The sequence below is a fragment of the Lysobacter sp. ISL-50 genome, assembly GCF_018612875.1.
Classification (GTDB): domain Bacteria; phylum Pseudomonadota; class Gammaproteobacteria; order Xanthomonadales; family Xanthomonadaceae; genus Lysobacter.
In genome coordinates this window covers 95,808-111,154 of the sequence record NZ_JAGGRI010000012.1, presented here as the reverse complement: position 1 = coordinate 111,154, position 15,347 = coordinate 95,808, and the positions used below count along the sequence as shown (strand labels likewise).

Genomic DNA, 15,347 nt, shown 5'->3' with positions numbered 1-15,347 from the left:
CGCCCACCCGGCGCCGGCGCGCCCTGGCGCGGCGGCGCGGCGGGACGCGCGTTGCGTTCGTCCTCGCGGCGCGGGCCGCTGCGCCACGGGCTCGGCCCCGAGCCCTGGCGGGGTTCCTGCTTGGGTCCCGGGCCCTGCCCGCTGTAAGGCTTGCGCGGACCGCGCGGCGGATCGTCACGTTGCATCGTTCAAACTCCTTCGTACTTTCGCGAACACGCGCAGGTCGTGCACTTGCCCGTGTTTGAAGACCGCGCAGCGTTGCGCGCCCTCCTCGGTAAACCCGTTTTTCAGCAACACCCGCGCCGAGGCCGGATTGTGATCCAGCACGGTCGCGCACAGACGGTACAGCGACAGCTCGCGCATCACCCACGGCGCGAACGCCGCCACCACCCGGGTCATCAGCCCGGCGCCCCATAGCGAATGCCCGAGCCAGTAGCCGAACTCGGCCGCGTGCCTGCGTTCGCCCTTGCCCGGATGCGCGCCGATGCCGCCGCAGGCGCGGCCCTCGACTTCGATCGCGAACAAAGGCTCGTTCAGATCGACGACTTGTCCGGACAGGAACAGCTCGCCATCGCGGCGGGTGTAGGGATACGGAAAACGGTCGCTCAGACCGCGCGATATGCGCTCGTGATTGGCTTGCGCGACCAGATCGTCGAGGTCGTCGTTGCGCCACGGACGCAGCACGAAACCATCGCCCCGCGGCGGCGGGCTGGCGGCTGAGGGGGTGAGGTTCATGGGATTAGCCTAATTACGTGGCCGCCGCGCTGCAAATCGCAAGTCTTTGTAGGAGGGGCTTCAGCCCCGATGCTTTCCTTTCAGATCGCCGCGCCTGATCGAAAAGCGTCGGGGCTGAAGCCCCTCCCACAGAGACTTCGCCGCATCGTGCTTGGGCTTGAGCGCCCCGGCGCGCCGATCACGCGTGCCCGCCCGCCTGCGGCGTTTCCTTCTCCAGCTTCTCCAACTCGTGCGCCACCGCTTCCGGGGAGCGGGTGAAGCGCGCCAGCAGCACGTAGAACGCCGGCACGATGAACAGCGACAGCAAGGTCGAGAACGACACGCCGAAGATCACCACGATGCCGATGGTCGCGCGGCTGGCCGAACCCGGGCCGCCGGCCAGCACCAGCGGCACCGCGCCGACCACGGTGGCGATCGAGGTCATCAGGATCGGCCGCAGGCGCACCGCCGAGGATTCGACGATCGCCTCGTGGATGCTGCGCCCTTCATCGCGCAATTGATTGGCGAACTCGACGATCAAAATGCCGTTCTTCGCCGCCAACCCCACCAGCATGACGATGCCGATCTGACTGAACAGGTTCAGCGTGCCGCCGGTCATCCACAGGCCGATCAAGGCGCCGAGCACGCCCAGCGGCACGGTCAGCATGATCACGAACGGATGGATGAAGCTTTCGAACTGCGCCGCCAGCACCAGGTACACGACCAGCAGCGCCAGGGTGAAGGTCATCAGCACCGCGCCGCCGGCCTTCTGGTATTCGCGCGATTCGCCCTTCCAGTCGATCTGCGCCTGCTCGGGCAATTCTTCCGCCACCGCCTGATTCAACCAGGTGATCGCCTCGCCCATGGTGTAACCCGGCGCGAGGCCGGCGCTGATGGTGATCGCGCGCAGGCGGTTGAAGCGGTTGAGGCTGCCGGCTTCGGCCAGTTCGTTGAGCGTGACCAGATTCGACAGCGGCACCAGGCCGCCGTTGCGCGCGCGCACCTGGATCGCGGACAGATCGGCCGGCGAAGTGCGCAGGTCGCGATCGGCCTGGACGATCACGTCGTACTCCTCGCCGTTCTGCACGAAGGTGGTGACGCGGCGCGAACCCATCATGGTTTCCAGGGCATGGCCGATGTCGGTGACGCTCACGCCCAGATCGGCCGCGCGCTGGCGATCGATCTCCACCCGCATCTGCGGCCGGGTTTCCTTGTAGTCCGAGTCGGCCGAGAACAGGCCCTTGTTCTGCTCCATGCGCGCGAGCAGACGGTCGCGCCATTTGGCCAGCTCGCCGTATTCCGGACCGCCGAGCACGATCTGGATCGGCTGCCCGCGCGTGCGCACCAGGCCGCCGCCGACCTGCGGCAGCGCGCGCACGCCGGTGAGCTGGCTCAGCTCGCCGCGCAAGCCGTCGGCGACTTCGGCCGTGCTCTTGTCGCGCTTGTCCCAGTCCTGCAGGAACACCGCGATGCGGCCGGTATGCATTTCCTCGCTGGCGCCGAAGCCGCCGGGCACGCGCGGGTTGTAGCGCTGGATGGTTTCGTTGGGGCCGGTGTGCGAGGCGACGATCTTCTCGACCTGCTGCACCTGCTTGACCGTGTAGTCGTAGCCGGCGCCTTCCGGGCCCAGGATCGAAATCTGGAACGAGCCGCGGTCTTCCTGCGGCGCCAGTTCCGAAGGCACGAACTTGAACAGCACGAAGCTCATCGCCAGCGCGATCAGCATCAGGATGCCGAACAGCCACGGCCGCTCGACGGTGTGATCGAGCAGGCCCTTGTAGCGCCGGCTCACGCCGTCCAGGCGCGCGTTGATCCAGCGATTGACCGGATTGGATTTCTCTTCGCTGTGCGGGCGCACGAACTTGGACGACATCATCGGCGTCAGGGTCAGCGCGACGAACGCCGACAAGGCCACCGCGCCGGCCAGCGCCACCGACAGTTCGCGGAACAAGCGCCCGGTGTTGCCTTCCATGAAGCCGACCGGCAGGAACACCGCCACCAGCACCGCGGTGGTCGCGATCACCGCGAAAGCGACCTGCTTGGTGCCGCGCGCGGCCGCGACCAGCTTGGGCTCGCCCAGGTCGGCGCGGCGCTGGATGTTCTCCAGCACCACGATCGCATCGTCCACCACCAGGCCGATGCACAGCACCAGCGCCAGCAAGGTCAAAAGGTTGATCGAGAAGTCGAACAGGTACAGCGGAATGAACGCGGCGATCAGGCACACCGGCACCGTTACCGCCGGAATCAGCGCGGCGCGGAAGCTGCCCAGGAACAGCCAGATCACGATCAGCACCAGCACGATCGCCTCGGCCAGCGTGTGGTACACGCGCTCGACCGCCGACTCGATGAAGATGGTGGTGTCGAAGGCGACGAAGATGTCCGTGCCCTGCGGCAGGCTCGGGCGGATCTGATCGGCGGCCGCGCGCACCGCGCGCGCCACGTCCAGGCTGTTGGCGGTGGAGGTCTTGACGATGCCCAGGCCGATGTTCTGCTCGCCGTTGCTGCGGTAATAGGCGCGGCGTTCGGCCGAATCGAGCTGGATCCTGGCCACGTCGCCCAGCCGCACCACGTAGCCGTCGGCGCCTTTCTTCAGCGGAATCTGGGCGAAATCGGCCGGTTTTTGATAGCTGCGGGCGACGCGCAGGGTGAAGTCGCGCGCCGCCGATTCGATGCGTCCGGCCGGCAGTTCGACGTTCTCCGCGCGCAGCGCGGCTTCGACTTCGTTGACGGTGATATCGCGCGCGGCCAGCGCGTCCTGGTCCAGCCAGATCCGCATCGCGTAGCGCTGCTGGCCGCCGATGCGCACCTGGGCGACGCCGTCGACCGACGACAGGCGATCGACCACGTAGCGCTCGGCGTAGTCCGACAGTTGCAGCGTGTCCATCTGCTTGGAGCTCATGTTGAGCCACAAGATGGGGTCGGCGTCGCTTTCGACTTTCTCGATCTGCGGCGGATCGGCCTCTTCCGGCATGCGGTTGGAGACGCGGCTGACCGCGTCGCGCACGTCGTTGGCGGCCGCTTCGATCTCGCGCCGCAAGGTGAACTCGATGCTGATCGAGGCGCGGCCGTTGACGCTGCGCGACTCGATGCTCTCGATGCCTTCGATGCCGGCCAGCGCGTCTTCCAGCACCTGGGTGATGCGGGTTTCCACCACCGAAGCGGAAGCGCCGGGATAGGTCACGTCCACCGACACCACCGGCGGATCGATCGCCGGCAATTCGCGCAAGGTCAGGCGCGAGAACGCCATGACGCCCAGGGTGATCAGCAGCAGGCTCATCACCGTGGCGAACACCGGCCGGCGGATGGACAGGTCGGAGATATTCATCGACCGCCGCCCCGGCCTTCGCGGCGCTTGGGTTCGCCGCGCTTGGCGGCGACGTAGACGGGCGCTTTGCCCGCGCTCGCGTCATTGTCGCGGCTGCGCGTTTGCTCGTCATTCCCGCGAACGCGCGAATCCAGCGACTTTGACGCACTGGCGCGGAAGTCGCCGGATTCGCGCCTTCGCGGAAACGACGAAATGAAAAGCCGCAAGCGTTCGAGCAAGCCAGACGAATCAGCCATTACGGCCGTCCTTGCCCGTCGCCGCGCCGCCGGACGCCGCCGGCGCCTTCGCGTCGGTCTCCGCCTCGCGCGTCCGCGCGGCCGGCGCCGGCGTCGCCGCCACATCGACCTTGCTGCCGACCCGCAGCTTGCCGGTGCCATCGACGACGACCTTGTCGCCGACCTTCAGACCTTCGACGATTTCCGCCAGGCCTTCGCGGCGCGTGCCGACTTCCACGTCGGCGCGTTCGACCGTGTTGTCCGGCTTGAGCCGGAACACATAGGAATCGGTGCCGACCTGAACCACGGAGATTTCCGGAATCAGCAGCGCCTGACGCTCGGGCTGCAGCAAGGTCACCTGCACCAGCATGCCCGGCCGCAGCAGATGATCGGCATTGGGGAAATCGCCGCGCACGGTGACCGCGCGCGTGGCCGGATCGATGCGCGCATCGATGGTGCTGACCTCGCCCTCGAAACGCTTGCCCGGATACGCCGCGCTGGTGCCGCTGACGCTCTGGCCCTTGGCGATGCGCGCCAGCAGGGTCTCGGGCACGGGGAAATCGATGTAGACGCGATCGGTGTCGTCCAGGGTCGCGATCGGCGTGCCCGGCGTCACCAGCGAACCGGGGCTGACCTGACGGATGCCGAGCACGCCGGCGAACGGCGCGCGCACTTCGCGATCGCCGATATCGGCCTTCATCTGCTCGACCCGCGCGCGGGTGGCGTCGCGGGTCGCGCGCTGGGTGTCGAGCGAGGAGCGCGCGATCAACTGCTGCGCCGCCAGCTCGGTCTGGCGCGTGAGCAACTGGTCGGCTTCTTTCGCGGTCGCCTCGGCCTGGGCCAGCGCGGCCAGCTGGGCGCGGCCGCTCAGGGTGATCAGCGAAGCGCCGGCGACGACATGATCGCCGCTGTCGAAATGCACGGACTGGACGATCTCGCTGACCTTGGCGGTGACCGTGATCGACTCGCGCGCCTTGACGTTGCCCAGCGCCTGGACGGTGTCGTTCCACGGGCGCAGACGCACTTGCTCGGCGGTGACCGGGGTCGGACGATCGCCCTGCCCGCCCGGACCCGCGGGCCCGCCTTGCGTCTTGCCGCCTTTGCCGCACGCGGCCAGGGCGATGGCGAAAGCAAGGATGCAGCAGGTGCGAAGTCCGGAACGTGGTGGCATGCGGTTCTCTGAACGGGGCCCGGTGAGGGCGGTGACGCGAGTCGGGCGGGCGGTGCGAATCCGGCCTTCGATGCGCGCGACGAACGCCGGCCGCGCGGCGCCGAAGCCCCGAGGCTTCGGCCGGCGCGATTCTAGCGGTGGATCGTTAACGCTTGCGTGGGCCATTGGTTGACCACCGTATCGGCAAAATCGCGATTGCGCGCGGCGCGCCTGCCTCCGGACCGGCCCGCCGACGCGGTGGATGGGCGCCGCCGATGCCGCCGCGACACTGTGCGCCTGCGCATGTTGCAACGCGGTAACCGTCGCGACGCGGCCCGCGCGCGGCGCGGGGTTCATACTCGGCGCTTCCCCCAAGGAGCCCGCCCCATGATCCACGACAGCATCCTCGACACCATCGGCCGCACCCCGATCGTGCGCCTGCAGCGCCTGGCGCCGGAGCACGTGCGCCTGTACGCCAAGGTCGAGTCCTTCAATCCCGGCGGCTCGGTCAAGGACCGTCTGGCGCTGGCGATCATCCTCGACGCCGAACAGCGCGGCCAGCTCAAGCCCGGCGATACCGTGATCGAAGCGACCTCGGGCAACACCGGCGTGGCGCTGGCGATGGTCTGCGCGGCGCGCGGCTACAAGTTCGTGGCGACGATGAGCGAAACCTTCTCGGTCGAGCGGCGCAAGCTGATGCGCGCCTACGGCGCCAAGGTGATCCTGACCCCGGCCGCCGAGCGCGGCAGCGGCATGGTGCGCAAGGCGGCGGAACTGGCGCAGAAACACGGCTGGTTCCTGGCCCGGCAGTTCGAGAACCCGGCCAACCCGGCCTATCACCGCAGCACCACCGCGGCGGAAATCCTGCAGGACTTCGCCGGCCGCCGGCTCGATCATTTCGTCAGCGGCTGGGGCACCGGCGGCACCCTTACCGGCGTCGGCGAGGTGCTGCGCGTGGCCCGGCCCGAGGTGCGCGTGACCGCGTGCGAACCGGCCGGCGCTTCGCTGCTGGCGGGTGCGCAATGGCAGCCGCACAAGATCCAGGGCTGGACTCCGGACTTCGTCCCGGCCGTGCTCAACCGCGACGCCGCCCACGCGATCGTGCCGGTGGACGATGTGCTGGCCCGCGACACCGCGCGCCGCCTGGCCGCCGAGGAAGGCCTGTTCGTCGGTATTTCCGCCGGCGCGACCGTGGCCGCGGCGCTGGAAGTCGCGCGCGGCGCCGAGGCCGGCGCGGTGATCCTGGCAATGCTGCCCGACACCGGCGAGCGCTACCTCAGCACCTTCCTGTTCGAAGGCGTGAACGAAGGCAGCGACGACGAGTGGCTGGCGTCGCTGGGCTGATGACCACAGCGGCGATCGGCTGCGGCGCTTGCTCAGTCGCGATATCGACTTGAAGCGCCGGCAGCGGAAGTTCGTCGTGGTTGTTCTGTCGCGGTCGCAGCTCGCTGCGGCCGCGTCGCGACCGCCGCACCCCGATCAACCCGCGACGAAATACCCGATCAAGACCAGCACGATCGCGATCAACGCCGCGGCGAGCAACATCCCGCCGTTATTGTCGCCCGGGCTGACCGTGCGCCCGCTGTCGCCGACCACGCCGCGCTTTTTCCGCGTGACTTCGTAGTCGGCGACCCGGCTCACCGCATCGGCGGCGGAGTGGCCGAAGCGGGTCTGCAGCAATTGCGCCGCGCGCGCGTGTTCGCCCTTGAGGACCAGCATCAGCACCTCGGCCGGCAGTTGCAGTGCGCGTGAGTTGGCGGGCGCGGCGACACCGCCCAGCGCGGCCTCGCCTTTTTCCAGGTAAGCCTCGACCAGTTGCTTGGCCTGGCGCAGATCCAGGCCATAGGCTTCGCGCACGATCTTGATCGCGACGATGGTCTGGCCGCGCTGGACCGCCTCGCGCGCGGCCTCGGGAAAGCCGGTTTTCGCCGTCTGCACGGACGCAGCATTCGCCGCGACCGCGGACGCCGCCAACGCTCCGACCGCCAGCCGCCGTTCGTAGTTCTCGACCGCGTCCTTCGCCTGGCGCAGGTCGATGCCCGGATTGCTGTCGAGCACCAGCTTGATCGCCTGGATCTTGTTCCCGGATTTCAGCAGCGTCGCCGCCTGCGCCGGCACGAAGGGCGCTTTGTTATCCGACATCGCCGTACTCCCTGGCCACCAATCCACCCAGCCTAACGGGCCGCGAGCCGATCCGTCACGCCCGCGCGCGCCGACTCAGCGCGAAGACCAGGCCAGTTTCACCCCGAATCCCAGCATCAGGCTGCCGACGATGCCGTCGAGCGTGCGCGCCACGCGCGCGCTGCGCATCGACCCGGCCATGCGCGCCGCGCCGAAAGTCAGCAGGCTCAGCCACACCGTGCCCATGAGGTAGTGCAGGCCGATCATCAGCACCGACTGCACCGCCATGTCGTCGCCCGGGGCCAGGAACTGCGGCAGGAACGCCAGATAGAAGATCGCGATCTTCGGATTGAGCGCATTGGTCAGCACGCCCTGCGCATAGCCGCGCCACAGTGATGCATTGGTCGGCGCGGTGGCGTCGATATCGGCATCGGCGCGCGCACGCAAGGCCGAACGCAGCGCCTTGGCGCCCAGGTAGATCAGATACACCGCGCCGAGCATCTTCACCGTCCAGAACGCGCGTTCGGAATACATCAGCAATCGCGCCACGCCGAAGGCGAACAGGGACACGTGGAACAAGCCGCCGGTGAGGATGCCGGCGACCGTCGCCAGCCCGCGCCGCACGCCGCCGCTGAGCGCGTTGCCGATCACCAGGAAGGTATCCGGCCCCGGCGCCACGGTCACCATCAACGCCGCGACGGAAAAGGCCAGCCATTGGGTTTCCATGAAGTCTCCGTGCCTCGGGTTCGATGAGCGGGGTCGATGCCGGCGGTCGCGGCGCGATCGTCGATTCTGCGCAGCCGGCGCCCGCGCCGGAAGTGCCGCGCCCTAACGAAAAACGCCGGCGCGAGGCCGGCGTTCTTCGCAGCGATCCAGGCGGTGGCTTACGCCGCCGACTTCCACTGGCCCAGCGCGGCCAGGCCGTTGGCCTTGGCGCGCTCGTACACGGTCTGCTGAGCGCGGGCGTAGTTGCCGACCAGGTCCTGCGACCACAGCTTCAACGCCGCCGACTGCATGGCGCGGCCGTAGGAGAACGACAGCGGCCACGGGTTCGGGCCCATCTGGTTCATGGCGTTGAGGTGCGCGGTCGCGTCCTCGTCGGACTGGCCGCCGGACAGGAACACGATGCCCGGCAGGGTCGCCGGCACGGTGGATTTCAGGCACTGCAGGGTCGCCGCGGCGACGTCGTCGACGCTGGCCTGCTCGTGCGCGAGCGTGCCCGGCACCACCATCGAGGCCTTGAGGATCGTGCCTTCGAGCAGGACGCTGTGCTCGTACAGCGCGCCGAACAGCGAACGCAGGGTGACTTCGGTGACTTCGAAGCAGGTGTCGATGTCGTGGCTGCCGTCCATGATCACTTCCGGCTCGACCATCGGCACCAGGCCCTGTTCCTGGCACAGCGCGGCGTAACGGGCCAGCGCGTGGTTGTTGGCTTCGATGCAGGTGCCCGAGGGGATGTCGTCGCCGATGTTGATGACCGCGCGCCACTTGGCGAAGCGGGCGCCGAGCTTGTAGTACTCCTCCAGGCGCGCGCGCAGGCCGTCGAGGCCTTCGGTGACCACTTCGCCCGGGAAGCCGGCCAGCGGCTGCGGGCCCTTGTCTACCTTGATGCCCGGGATGATGCCGTTGTCGGCCATGTGCTTGGCGAACGGCACGCCGGCCTTGGTGGACTGGCGCAGGGTTTCGTCGTACAGGATCGCGCCGGAGATGTATTCGTTGAGCTTGGGCGTGGCCAGCAGCAGCTCGCGGTAGGCGCGGCGGTTCTCTTCCGTGTTCTCGATACCGACGCCGGCGAAACGCTTGGCGATGGTGGCGGTCGACTCGTCGATCGCGATGATGCCCTTGCCCGGGGCGACCATCGCCAGGGCGGTTTCGGCAAGCTGTTCGATGCTCATGGAGATCCTGCGGCAGCGGTGGGAAGCCCGCGATTATAGCCGCTGACGGTGAACCTTGCCCCTTCGGCCGGCCTGTCGAATCAGGCACTTGCGCACGATTTGAGGGACGTTCGCGGGTAACCGTTTACATCCGCCGCGGCTCGCGGCGGCCATGCGAGGTTTCTTTTTGGGGGGCTTTGGCCCCGGGGCTGTTCGATCCTACGCCGCGATCTGAAAAGAAAGCATCGGGGCTGAAGCCCCTCCTACAAGAAACCTCGTGGCCGCGATCCGGCCTGGGTTACAGCTCGCCCAGGCCTTCGGCGCTGCCGCCCTCGCCCACCTGCAGCAGGCGCAGGGTGTTGGTCGCGCCGTGCTGCTCCATGGTGTCGCCGCTGGTGAAGATCACCCGCTCGCCCTGGGCCAGCTTGCCCGAATCGAACAACTGCTTGACCACGTTGCGCGCGGCGTCGCGCGAGGCCTGGCCGCGGCTGTCGAAATCGATCGGGTAAACGTCGCGCATCATCGCCATGCGCCGGCGCGCGCCGTCGTGGCGCGAGAACGCGTAGATCGGCGCGTTGGAGCGGAAACGCGAGAGGAAGCGCGCGGTGCCGCCGGATTCGGTCATCGCCACGATCGCGCGCACGCCGATGTGCTCGGACAGGAACATCGCCGCCATGGCGATGGCCTGGTCGGCGCGTTCCAGGTTGCGCGGCGCGGCTTCGAAATCGGTGTCGTGGTTGAACTGGCGCTCGGCGCCCAGGCAGATGCGCGCCATCGCCTCGACCGCCTTGATCGGATAGCGGCCGGCGGCCGATTCCTGCGACAGCATGACCGCGTCGGTGCCGTCGATCACCGCGTTGGCGACGTCGAGCACTTCGGCGCGGGTCGGGATCGGGTTGTCGACCATCGACTGCATCATCTGCGTGGCGGTGATCACCACGCGATTGCGCAGCAGCGATTCGCGGATGATCTTCTTCTGCAGGCCGGGCAGCTCGGCGTCGCCGATTTCCACGCCCAGGTCGCCGCGCGCGACCATGACCACGTCGCTGGCCTCGACGATCTCGGCGAGGTTCTCGATGGCCTCGGCGCGCTCGATCTTCGACACCAGCGCGGCATCGCTGCCGGCGGCGCGGGCGATCCGGCGCGCTTCGTTCATGTCCTCGGCGTTGCGGCAGAACGACACCGCGATGAAGTCCGCGCCCAGTTCGGCGGCGATCAGGATCAGTTCCTTGTCGCGCTCGGTCAGCGCGCCCAGCGACAGGCCGCCGCCGAGTTTGTTCAGACCCTTGCGGTCCGACAGCGCGCCGTCGTTGAGCACGGTGGTGATGATGCGATCGCCGTCGATGGCGCCGACGCGCAACTGCAGCAGGCCGTCGTCGAGCAGCAGCACGTCGCCGGGGCTGACGTCGCCGGGCAGGCCCAGGTAACTGACGCCGACTTCGCGCAGATTGCCCGGCGGCGGGTTTTCCGCGGCGATCAGGTCGAAACGGTCGCCGGCCTTGAGCAATACCCGGCCCTCGGCGAAGCGTTCGATGCGGATTTTCGGCCCCGGCAGATCGGCGAGAATGCCGACCTCGACCCCGACCCGCAGCGCGGCTTCGCGCACGGCGTTGGCGCGGGCGACCTGCGAAGACGGATCGCCGTGGGAGAAATTGAGGCGGACCACATCGACGCCGGCGGTGAGCAAGGCGTCGAGCACGCCCGGCGGATCGGTGGCCGGGCCCAGGGTGGCGAGGATCTTGGTGCGTCGTGGGGTGGTGGACATGGCAGACTCTCTGGACTGTCGGCCAAGCTAGCACAGCTTCGCCGCGCTTCGAACCGCGGGCCGGGTTACGGTCGCGCGCACCGTGCACACGCCACAGTACGTAACCGTCCGAGGTTGCCATGACGATGTCGAAACCCGGCGAGGCCATCGCCGCCGCGCTCGCGGCGCTGGAGGATTTCCCGCTGCTGCAGGGCCCGCGCGTGCGTCTGCGCGGGCCGCGCGAGGACGAGCGCGATGCGCAGGGCCTGTTCGCCGTGTTCGGCGACGAGCAGGTCATGCGCTATTGGAGCCGTCCGCCGATGCAGGGCGTGAGCGAGGCGCACGAGTTGATCGCGCAGATCCGCAAGAGCATGGCCGAGCGCAATCTGATCAACTGGGTGATCGCCGACGGCGTCGACGCGATGATCGGCAGTTGCACGCTGTTCCGCTTCGACGCCAACCATCGCCGCGCCGAGCTGGGCTATGCGCTGCATCCGGCGCAGTGGGGCCTGGGCCTCGCGCGCGAGGCGACCACGCTGGCCCTGGACTGGGCTTTCGACACGCTCGGCCTGCATCGCTGCGACGCCGGCATCGACCCGGCCAACGCGGCTTCGCGCGCCCTGCTGCACCGCCTGGGTTTCGTGACCGAGGGCGTGCAGCGGGAGAGTTTCTTCGTCGGCGAGCGGGTGACCGACAGCGAGCTGCTCGGGCTGTTGGTCAAGGACTGGCGCGCGGCGCGGTCCAGGCACTGAGGGCGATCGGCGGCGCGATCGGCGCGTAGCCATTGCGTTCGCACGAGGCCGCGCGAGGTCCGCATACGCGCCGGGGCCCGCGAACGGGCCCCGGCGCGGCTTGCGATGATCGGCTCAGTCGCAGATCCAGGTACGTTTCTGGATGATGTCGGAGGTCTCGCCCCACGAAAGGTATTGCCCACCGCAATTGGCGGTGGCGCCGCCGATGACTTCGCCGGCGGCGTTGAAATACGTGATCGAGTAACCCTGCCACGGCGGAGCGGCCTTGACGCTGACGGTCAGCGCGGCGACGGCGAGCAGTGCGGCGAACGACGAGATTGCGATAACGCGCATGGCTATCTCTCCTGTCTTCGAAGAACGATGAATGCGGACCGCGCCGAGGCTTCGGCGCGTCGCGGGTTTGCGCCGGCACCGCCGGCATTAAAACGGGGCGGCCGGTAAAACGGAAAGCTCCGGAGCGAGCGGAGCCTTCCGTGCCTCACGCGCGCGGCCTCGTCGCGGCCTCGCGCGAACACCGGCCGGGCCGGTTCGCGATCAGCTTTCGACCGCGCAGCCCTGGCTGAAACTCTTGTTCGAACCGCTGGTGTCGCCCCAACGGCCGTCGGCGGCGCCGCAGCCGGCGGTCCACTTGCCGATCTGCGCGCCTTCGGCGTTGTAGTAATACCAGGTGCCCTGCCAGCTGTTGGCCCCGGCGCTGAAGGACACGCTGCCCACCAATGCGACCGCGAACACCGCGGCGAATAATCCGATACGACGCATGCTGTTGCTCTCCCGAGTTAAGCGGCGCCCATTCGCCGCTCGGGCACCCTAACCAACTGGCGTCACTTAGGGGCGCCGACGGCAGAGTCGAACTGTCATCACTTTGCGCAAACGTGATTGGTTTCGCTTTTGGCGTTTTTGACATGCGTAAACGCGTTCGCAATCGCGGCGCTCGCGACGGCGAGGCCCCAGGATGGGCGCTGCCTGCATGTGCGCGCCGGAGCGATCGCGATGACGGGCGTATCGTGCAGCGCACCATGATGCGGCGCAGTGCGGGCCGGTGAAGTACATCAGCAGTGGCCGCAAGCGACGCTTCGCCTGCGTGAGGCGTTCGTGCAGGAACGCCATCGAATGAATTTTGCCGCCGCGACAGATCGCAGCGAATCGCCGGCGCTCAACGCCCCGGCGATCGCACTCAGGCCGCGAGCAACCCCGGCAACTGCGTCGGCGCCGCCGCCAGTCGCTGCGCGCCGGCCTCGCGCAATTCCTGTTCGCTACCGAAGCCCCACAGCACGCCGATGTTGCCCATGCCGTGCTGCAACGCGCCCTCGATGTCCATGCGCCGGTCGCCGATCATCAGGCACTGCGCCGCCTGCAGGCCGAAACGGCGCAGCGCTTCGGCGATCAGATCGACCTTGTGGGTCAGGCGGCCGTCCACGGTCGAGCCGATCACGTCCTCGAAATAGCCACCGAACGGCAGATGGGCGAGGATCTTGCGCGCGTTGTTCTCGTTCTTGGCGGTGACCACGGCCATGCGATAACCGGCCGTGCGCGCGGCGTCGAGCATGTCGCCGACGCCGTCGTAGACCTGATGCTCGGTCCAGCCTTCGCGGCTGTAGCGTTCCAGATACAAGGCCACCGCCTGTTCGACCCGCTGCTCATCGACCAGCAGCGGCAGGAAGCTGGTGCGCAGCGCCGGGCCGATCCACGAGCGCAGCACCTGCGCGTCGGGGACCGGATGCTGCAATTGCTCCAGCGCATAGGCGATCGAGCGGGTGATGCCGACCGAGGAATCGATCAGGGTGCCGTCGAGATCGAAAAACAGCGTGGGCCGGCCGGCCTGGAGCGACGCCTCGGACATCGCGCTCAACCCGCGCGCTGCTTGAGCGCGGTCACCGCCGGCAATTCCTTGCCTTCGAGGAATTCCAGGAACGCGCCGCCGCCGGTGGAGATGTAGCTCACGTCCTTTTCGATGCCGTACTTATCGACCGCGGCCAGGGTGTCGCCGCCGCCGGCGATCGAGAACGCCTTGGACGCGGCGATCGCCAGCGCCAGGGTTTGCGTGCCCTTGCCGAAGGCGTCGAACTCGAACACGCCGACCGGGCCGTTCCAGACCACGGTGCCGGCGTTCTTGATCAGCTCGGCGTAACGCGCGGCCGTGTCCGGGCCGATGTCGAGGATCATGTCGTCGGCGCCGACCGCATCGACGGCCTTGACCGTGGCCGGCGCATCGGCGGCGAAGGCCGGCGCCACCACCACGTCGGTCGGCACCGGGATATCGGCGCCGCGCGCCTTGGCGTCGGCCATGATCTTCTTCGCGGTGTCGATCAAATCGTTTTCGACCAGCGACTTGCCTACGCCGTGGCCCATCGCGGCGATGAAGGTATTGGCGATGCCGCCGCCGACGATCAGCTGATCGACCTTGCTCACCAGCGACGACAGCAGTTCCAGCTTGGTCGAGACCTTGGAGCCGGCGACGATGGCCAGCAGCGGGCGCGCCGGGTTGTCGAGCGCCTTGGCCAGCGCATCGAGCTCGGCCATCAGCAGCGGGCCGCCGGCGGCGACCTTGGCGTGGCGGATGACGCCATGCGTGGAGGCCTGCGCGCGATGCGCGGTGCCGAAGGCGTCCATGACGAACACATCGCACAAGGCCGCGTACTGCTTGGACAGCGCGTCGTCGTCCTTGCCTTCGCCGACGTTCATGCGGCAATTTTCGAGCAGCACCAGTTGGCCGGGCTGCACTTGCACGCCCTCGACCCAATCCTTGATCAGCGGCACGTCGATGCCGAGCAGCTCCGACAGGCGCTGGGCGACCGGCGCCAGCGAATCGGCCTGACTCCACTGCCCTTCCTTCGGCCGGCCCAGGTGCGAGGTGACCATGACTGCCGCGCCTTTTTCCAGCGCCAGCTTGAGGGTCGGCAGCGCGGCGAGGATGCGCAGCTCGGAGGTGATGCGGCCGTCGTCGATGGGAACGTTGAGATCTTCGCGGATCAGCACTCGCTTACCGGCGAGATCGAGATCGGTCATGCGGACGATGGACACGGGGCCTCCTGGGGCAATGCGTAGGGGATGCTGCGGCCGCGCGGGGCGCGGCTGGGGGTGGCTATTGTCGCGGGGCGGGGGCGCGAAATAAACCTTGGGGGCTGAATGGCGGGGGTCGATGGGGCTGGCGAGGTCTCAATTCCGGATGATGGCGCATCGAATGCCGGTTGTAGCCGCCCCACCCCGCGCTTGCCTTTGCCTTTGTATTTGCCTTTGCCTTTGTATTTGCCGTTGCCGTTGCCGTTGCCGTTGCCGTTGCCGAGATTTTGCTCCGCCTCGGCTCTGCTTCGGCTTCGGCTTTGCTTTTGTTGTTGCTGGGCGCCGCTAGTAACTCGCGAGATCAGGGATACCCGGAGGGCGGCGCACATGGACGTGCGCCGGGTCCCGCCGTGGGCAGGATGCCCACTGCGGGACCTGCCTGCGCAAGCACC

Annotated in this window: 14 protein-coding genes and 1 pseudogene; 2 read left to right on the top strand and 13 right to left on the bottom strand. The window is 68.2% G+C overall.

Annotated elements, in window-relative coordinates; translation table 11 throughout:
* The 5 genes and pseudogenes from J7J50_RS08260 to J7J50_RS08240 all read right to left on the bottom strand — a co-directional run.
* Positions 1–185, bottom strand: a pseudogene (locus tag J7J50_RS08260) (hypothetical protein); the annotation flags it as partial.
* Positions 175–735: a GNAT family protein gene (locus J7J50_RS08255; protein WP_215097485.1), complete on the bottom strand. Its 561-nt coding sequence runs from the start codon at positions 733–735 to the stop codon at positions 175–177. The pseudogene J7J50_RS08260 and the gene J7J50_RS08255, both read right to left, overlap by 11 nt.
* A 178-nt stretch (positions 736–913) precedes the next feature.
* Positions 914–4,039, bottom strand: a complete 3,126-nt coding sequence (locus J7J50_RS08250) for an efflux RND transporter permease subunit (protein WP_215061240.1) — start codon at positions 4,037–4,039, stop codon at positions 914–916.
* Complete coding sequence (locus J7J50_RS08245) at positions 4,036–4,257, bottom strand: hypothetical protein (RefSeq protein WP_215061238.1); 222 nt, start codon at positions 4,255–4,257, stop codon at positions 4,036–4,038. Before J7J50_RS08245 ends, J7J50_RS08250 begins: the two co-directional genes overlap by 4 nt.
* 10 nt (positions 4,258–4,267) lie before the next feature.
* A complete protein-coding gene (locus J7J50_RS08240; RefSeq protein ID WP_215061236.1) occupies positions 4,268–5,425 on the bottom strand; it encodes an efflux RND transporter periplasmic adaptor subunit in 1,158 nt (385 codons plus the stop codon).
* Positions 5,426–5,791: 366 nt separating this feature from the next.
* On the opposite strand from J7J50_RS08240, the gene cysK reads away from it, so the two are divergent.
* Positions 5,792–6,748, top strand: coding sequence for a cysteine synthase A (gene cysK, locus J7J50_RS08235; protein ID WP_215061234.1), 957 nt, complete (start codon positions 5,792–5,794; stop codon positions 6,746–6,748).
* A gap of 135 nt (positions 6,749–6,883) precedes the next feature.
* Here cysK and J7J50_RS08230 read toward each other — a convergent pair whose 3' ends face one another.
* The 4 genes from J7J50_RS08230 to pyk form a co-directional block, all read right to left on the bottom strand.
* Positions 6,884–7,546, bottom strand: a complete 663-nt coding sequence (locus J7J50_RS08230) for a hypothetical protein (protein ID WP_215061232.1) — start codon at positions 7,544–7,546, stop codon at positions 6,884–6,886.
* Between the two features lie 75 nt (positions 7,547–7,621).
* Positions 7,622–8,251: a LysE family translocator gene (locus tag J7J50_RS08225; RefSeq protein ID WP_215061231.1), complete on the bottom strand. Its 630-nt coding sequence runs from the start codon at positions 8,249–8,251 to the stop codon at positions 7,622–7,624.
* 158 nt (positions 8,252–8,409) lie between these two features.
* Entirely contained in the window at positions 8,410–9,420 is a 1,011-nt protein-coding gene (locus tag J7J50_RS08220) for a class I fructose-bisphosphate aldolase (RefSeq protein WP_215061227.1), read from the bottom strand.
* 277 nt (positions 9,421–9,697) lie between these two features.
* Positions 9,698–11,164: a pyruvate kinase gene (gene pyk / locus J7J50_RS08215; protein WP_215061225.1), complete on the bottom strand. Its 1,467-nt coding sequence runs from the start codon at positions 11,162–11,164 to the stop codon at positions 9,698–9,700.
* A gap of 119 nt (positions 11,165–11,283) precedes the next feature.
* On the opposite strand from pyk, the gene J7J50_RS08210 reads away from it, so the two are divergent.
* The gene (locus J7J50_RS08210; protein ID WP_215061224.1) at positions 11,284–11,895 is read left to right on the top strand and encodes a GNAT family N-acetyltransferase; all 612 of its coding nucleotides are present in this window, start codon (positions 11,284–11,286) and stop codon (positions 11,893–11,895) included.
* Between the two features lie 114 nt (positions 11,896–12,009).
* On the opposite strand, the gene J7J50_RS08205 is transcribed toward J7J50_RS08210, so the two are convergent.
* The 4 genes from J7J50_RS08205 to J7J50_RS08190 all read right to left on the bottom strand — a co-directional run bounded on the left by J7J50_RS08205 (position 12,010) and on the right by J7J50_RS08190 (position 14,916).
* Positions 12,010–12,228: a DUF6289 family protein gene (locus tag J7J50_RS08205; RefSeq protein ID WP_215061223.1), complete on the bottom strand. Its 219-nt coding sequence runs from the start codon at positions 12,226–12,228 to the stop codon at positions 12,010–12,012.
* Positions 12,229–12,429: 201 nt separating this feature from the next.
* Positions 12,430–12,654 carry a DUF6289 family protein gene (locus J7J50_RS08200; protein ID WP_215061222.1) on the bottom strand — a complete coding sequence of 75 codons (225 nt, stop codon included), beginning with the start codon at positions 12,652–12,654 and terminating at the stop codon, positions 12,430–12,432.
* 415 nt (positions 12,655–13,069) lie between these two features.
* Positions 13,070–13,735, bottom strand: coding sequence for an HAD hydrolase-like protein (locus J7J50_RS08195; RefSeq protein WP_215061220.1), 666 nt, complete (start codon positions 13,733–13,735; stop codon positions 13,070–13,072).
* A gap of 5 nt (positions 13,736–13,740) precedes the next feature.
* Positions 13,741–14,916 (bottom strand): phosphoglycerate kinase, encoded by a 1,176-nt coding sequence (locus J7J50_RS08190; RefSeq protein WP_215061216.1) that lies wholly within the window; start codon positions 14,914–14,916, stop codon positions 13,741–13,743.
* Positions 14,917–15,347: the final 431 nt, after the last annotated feature.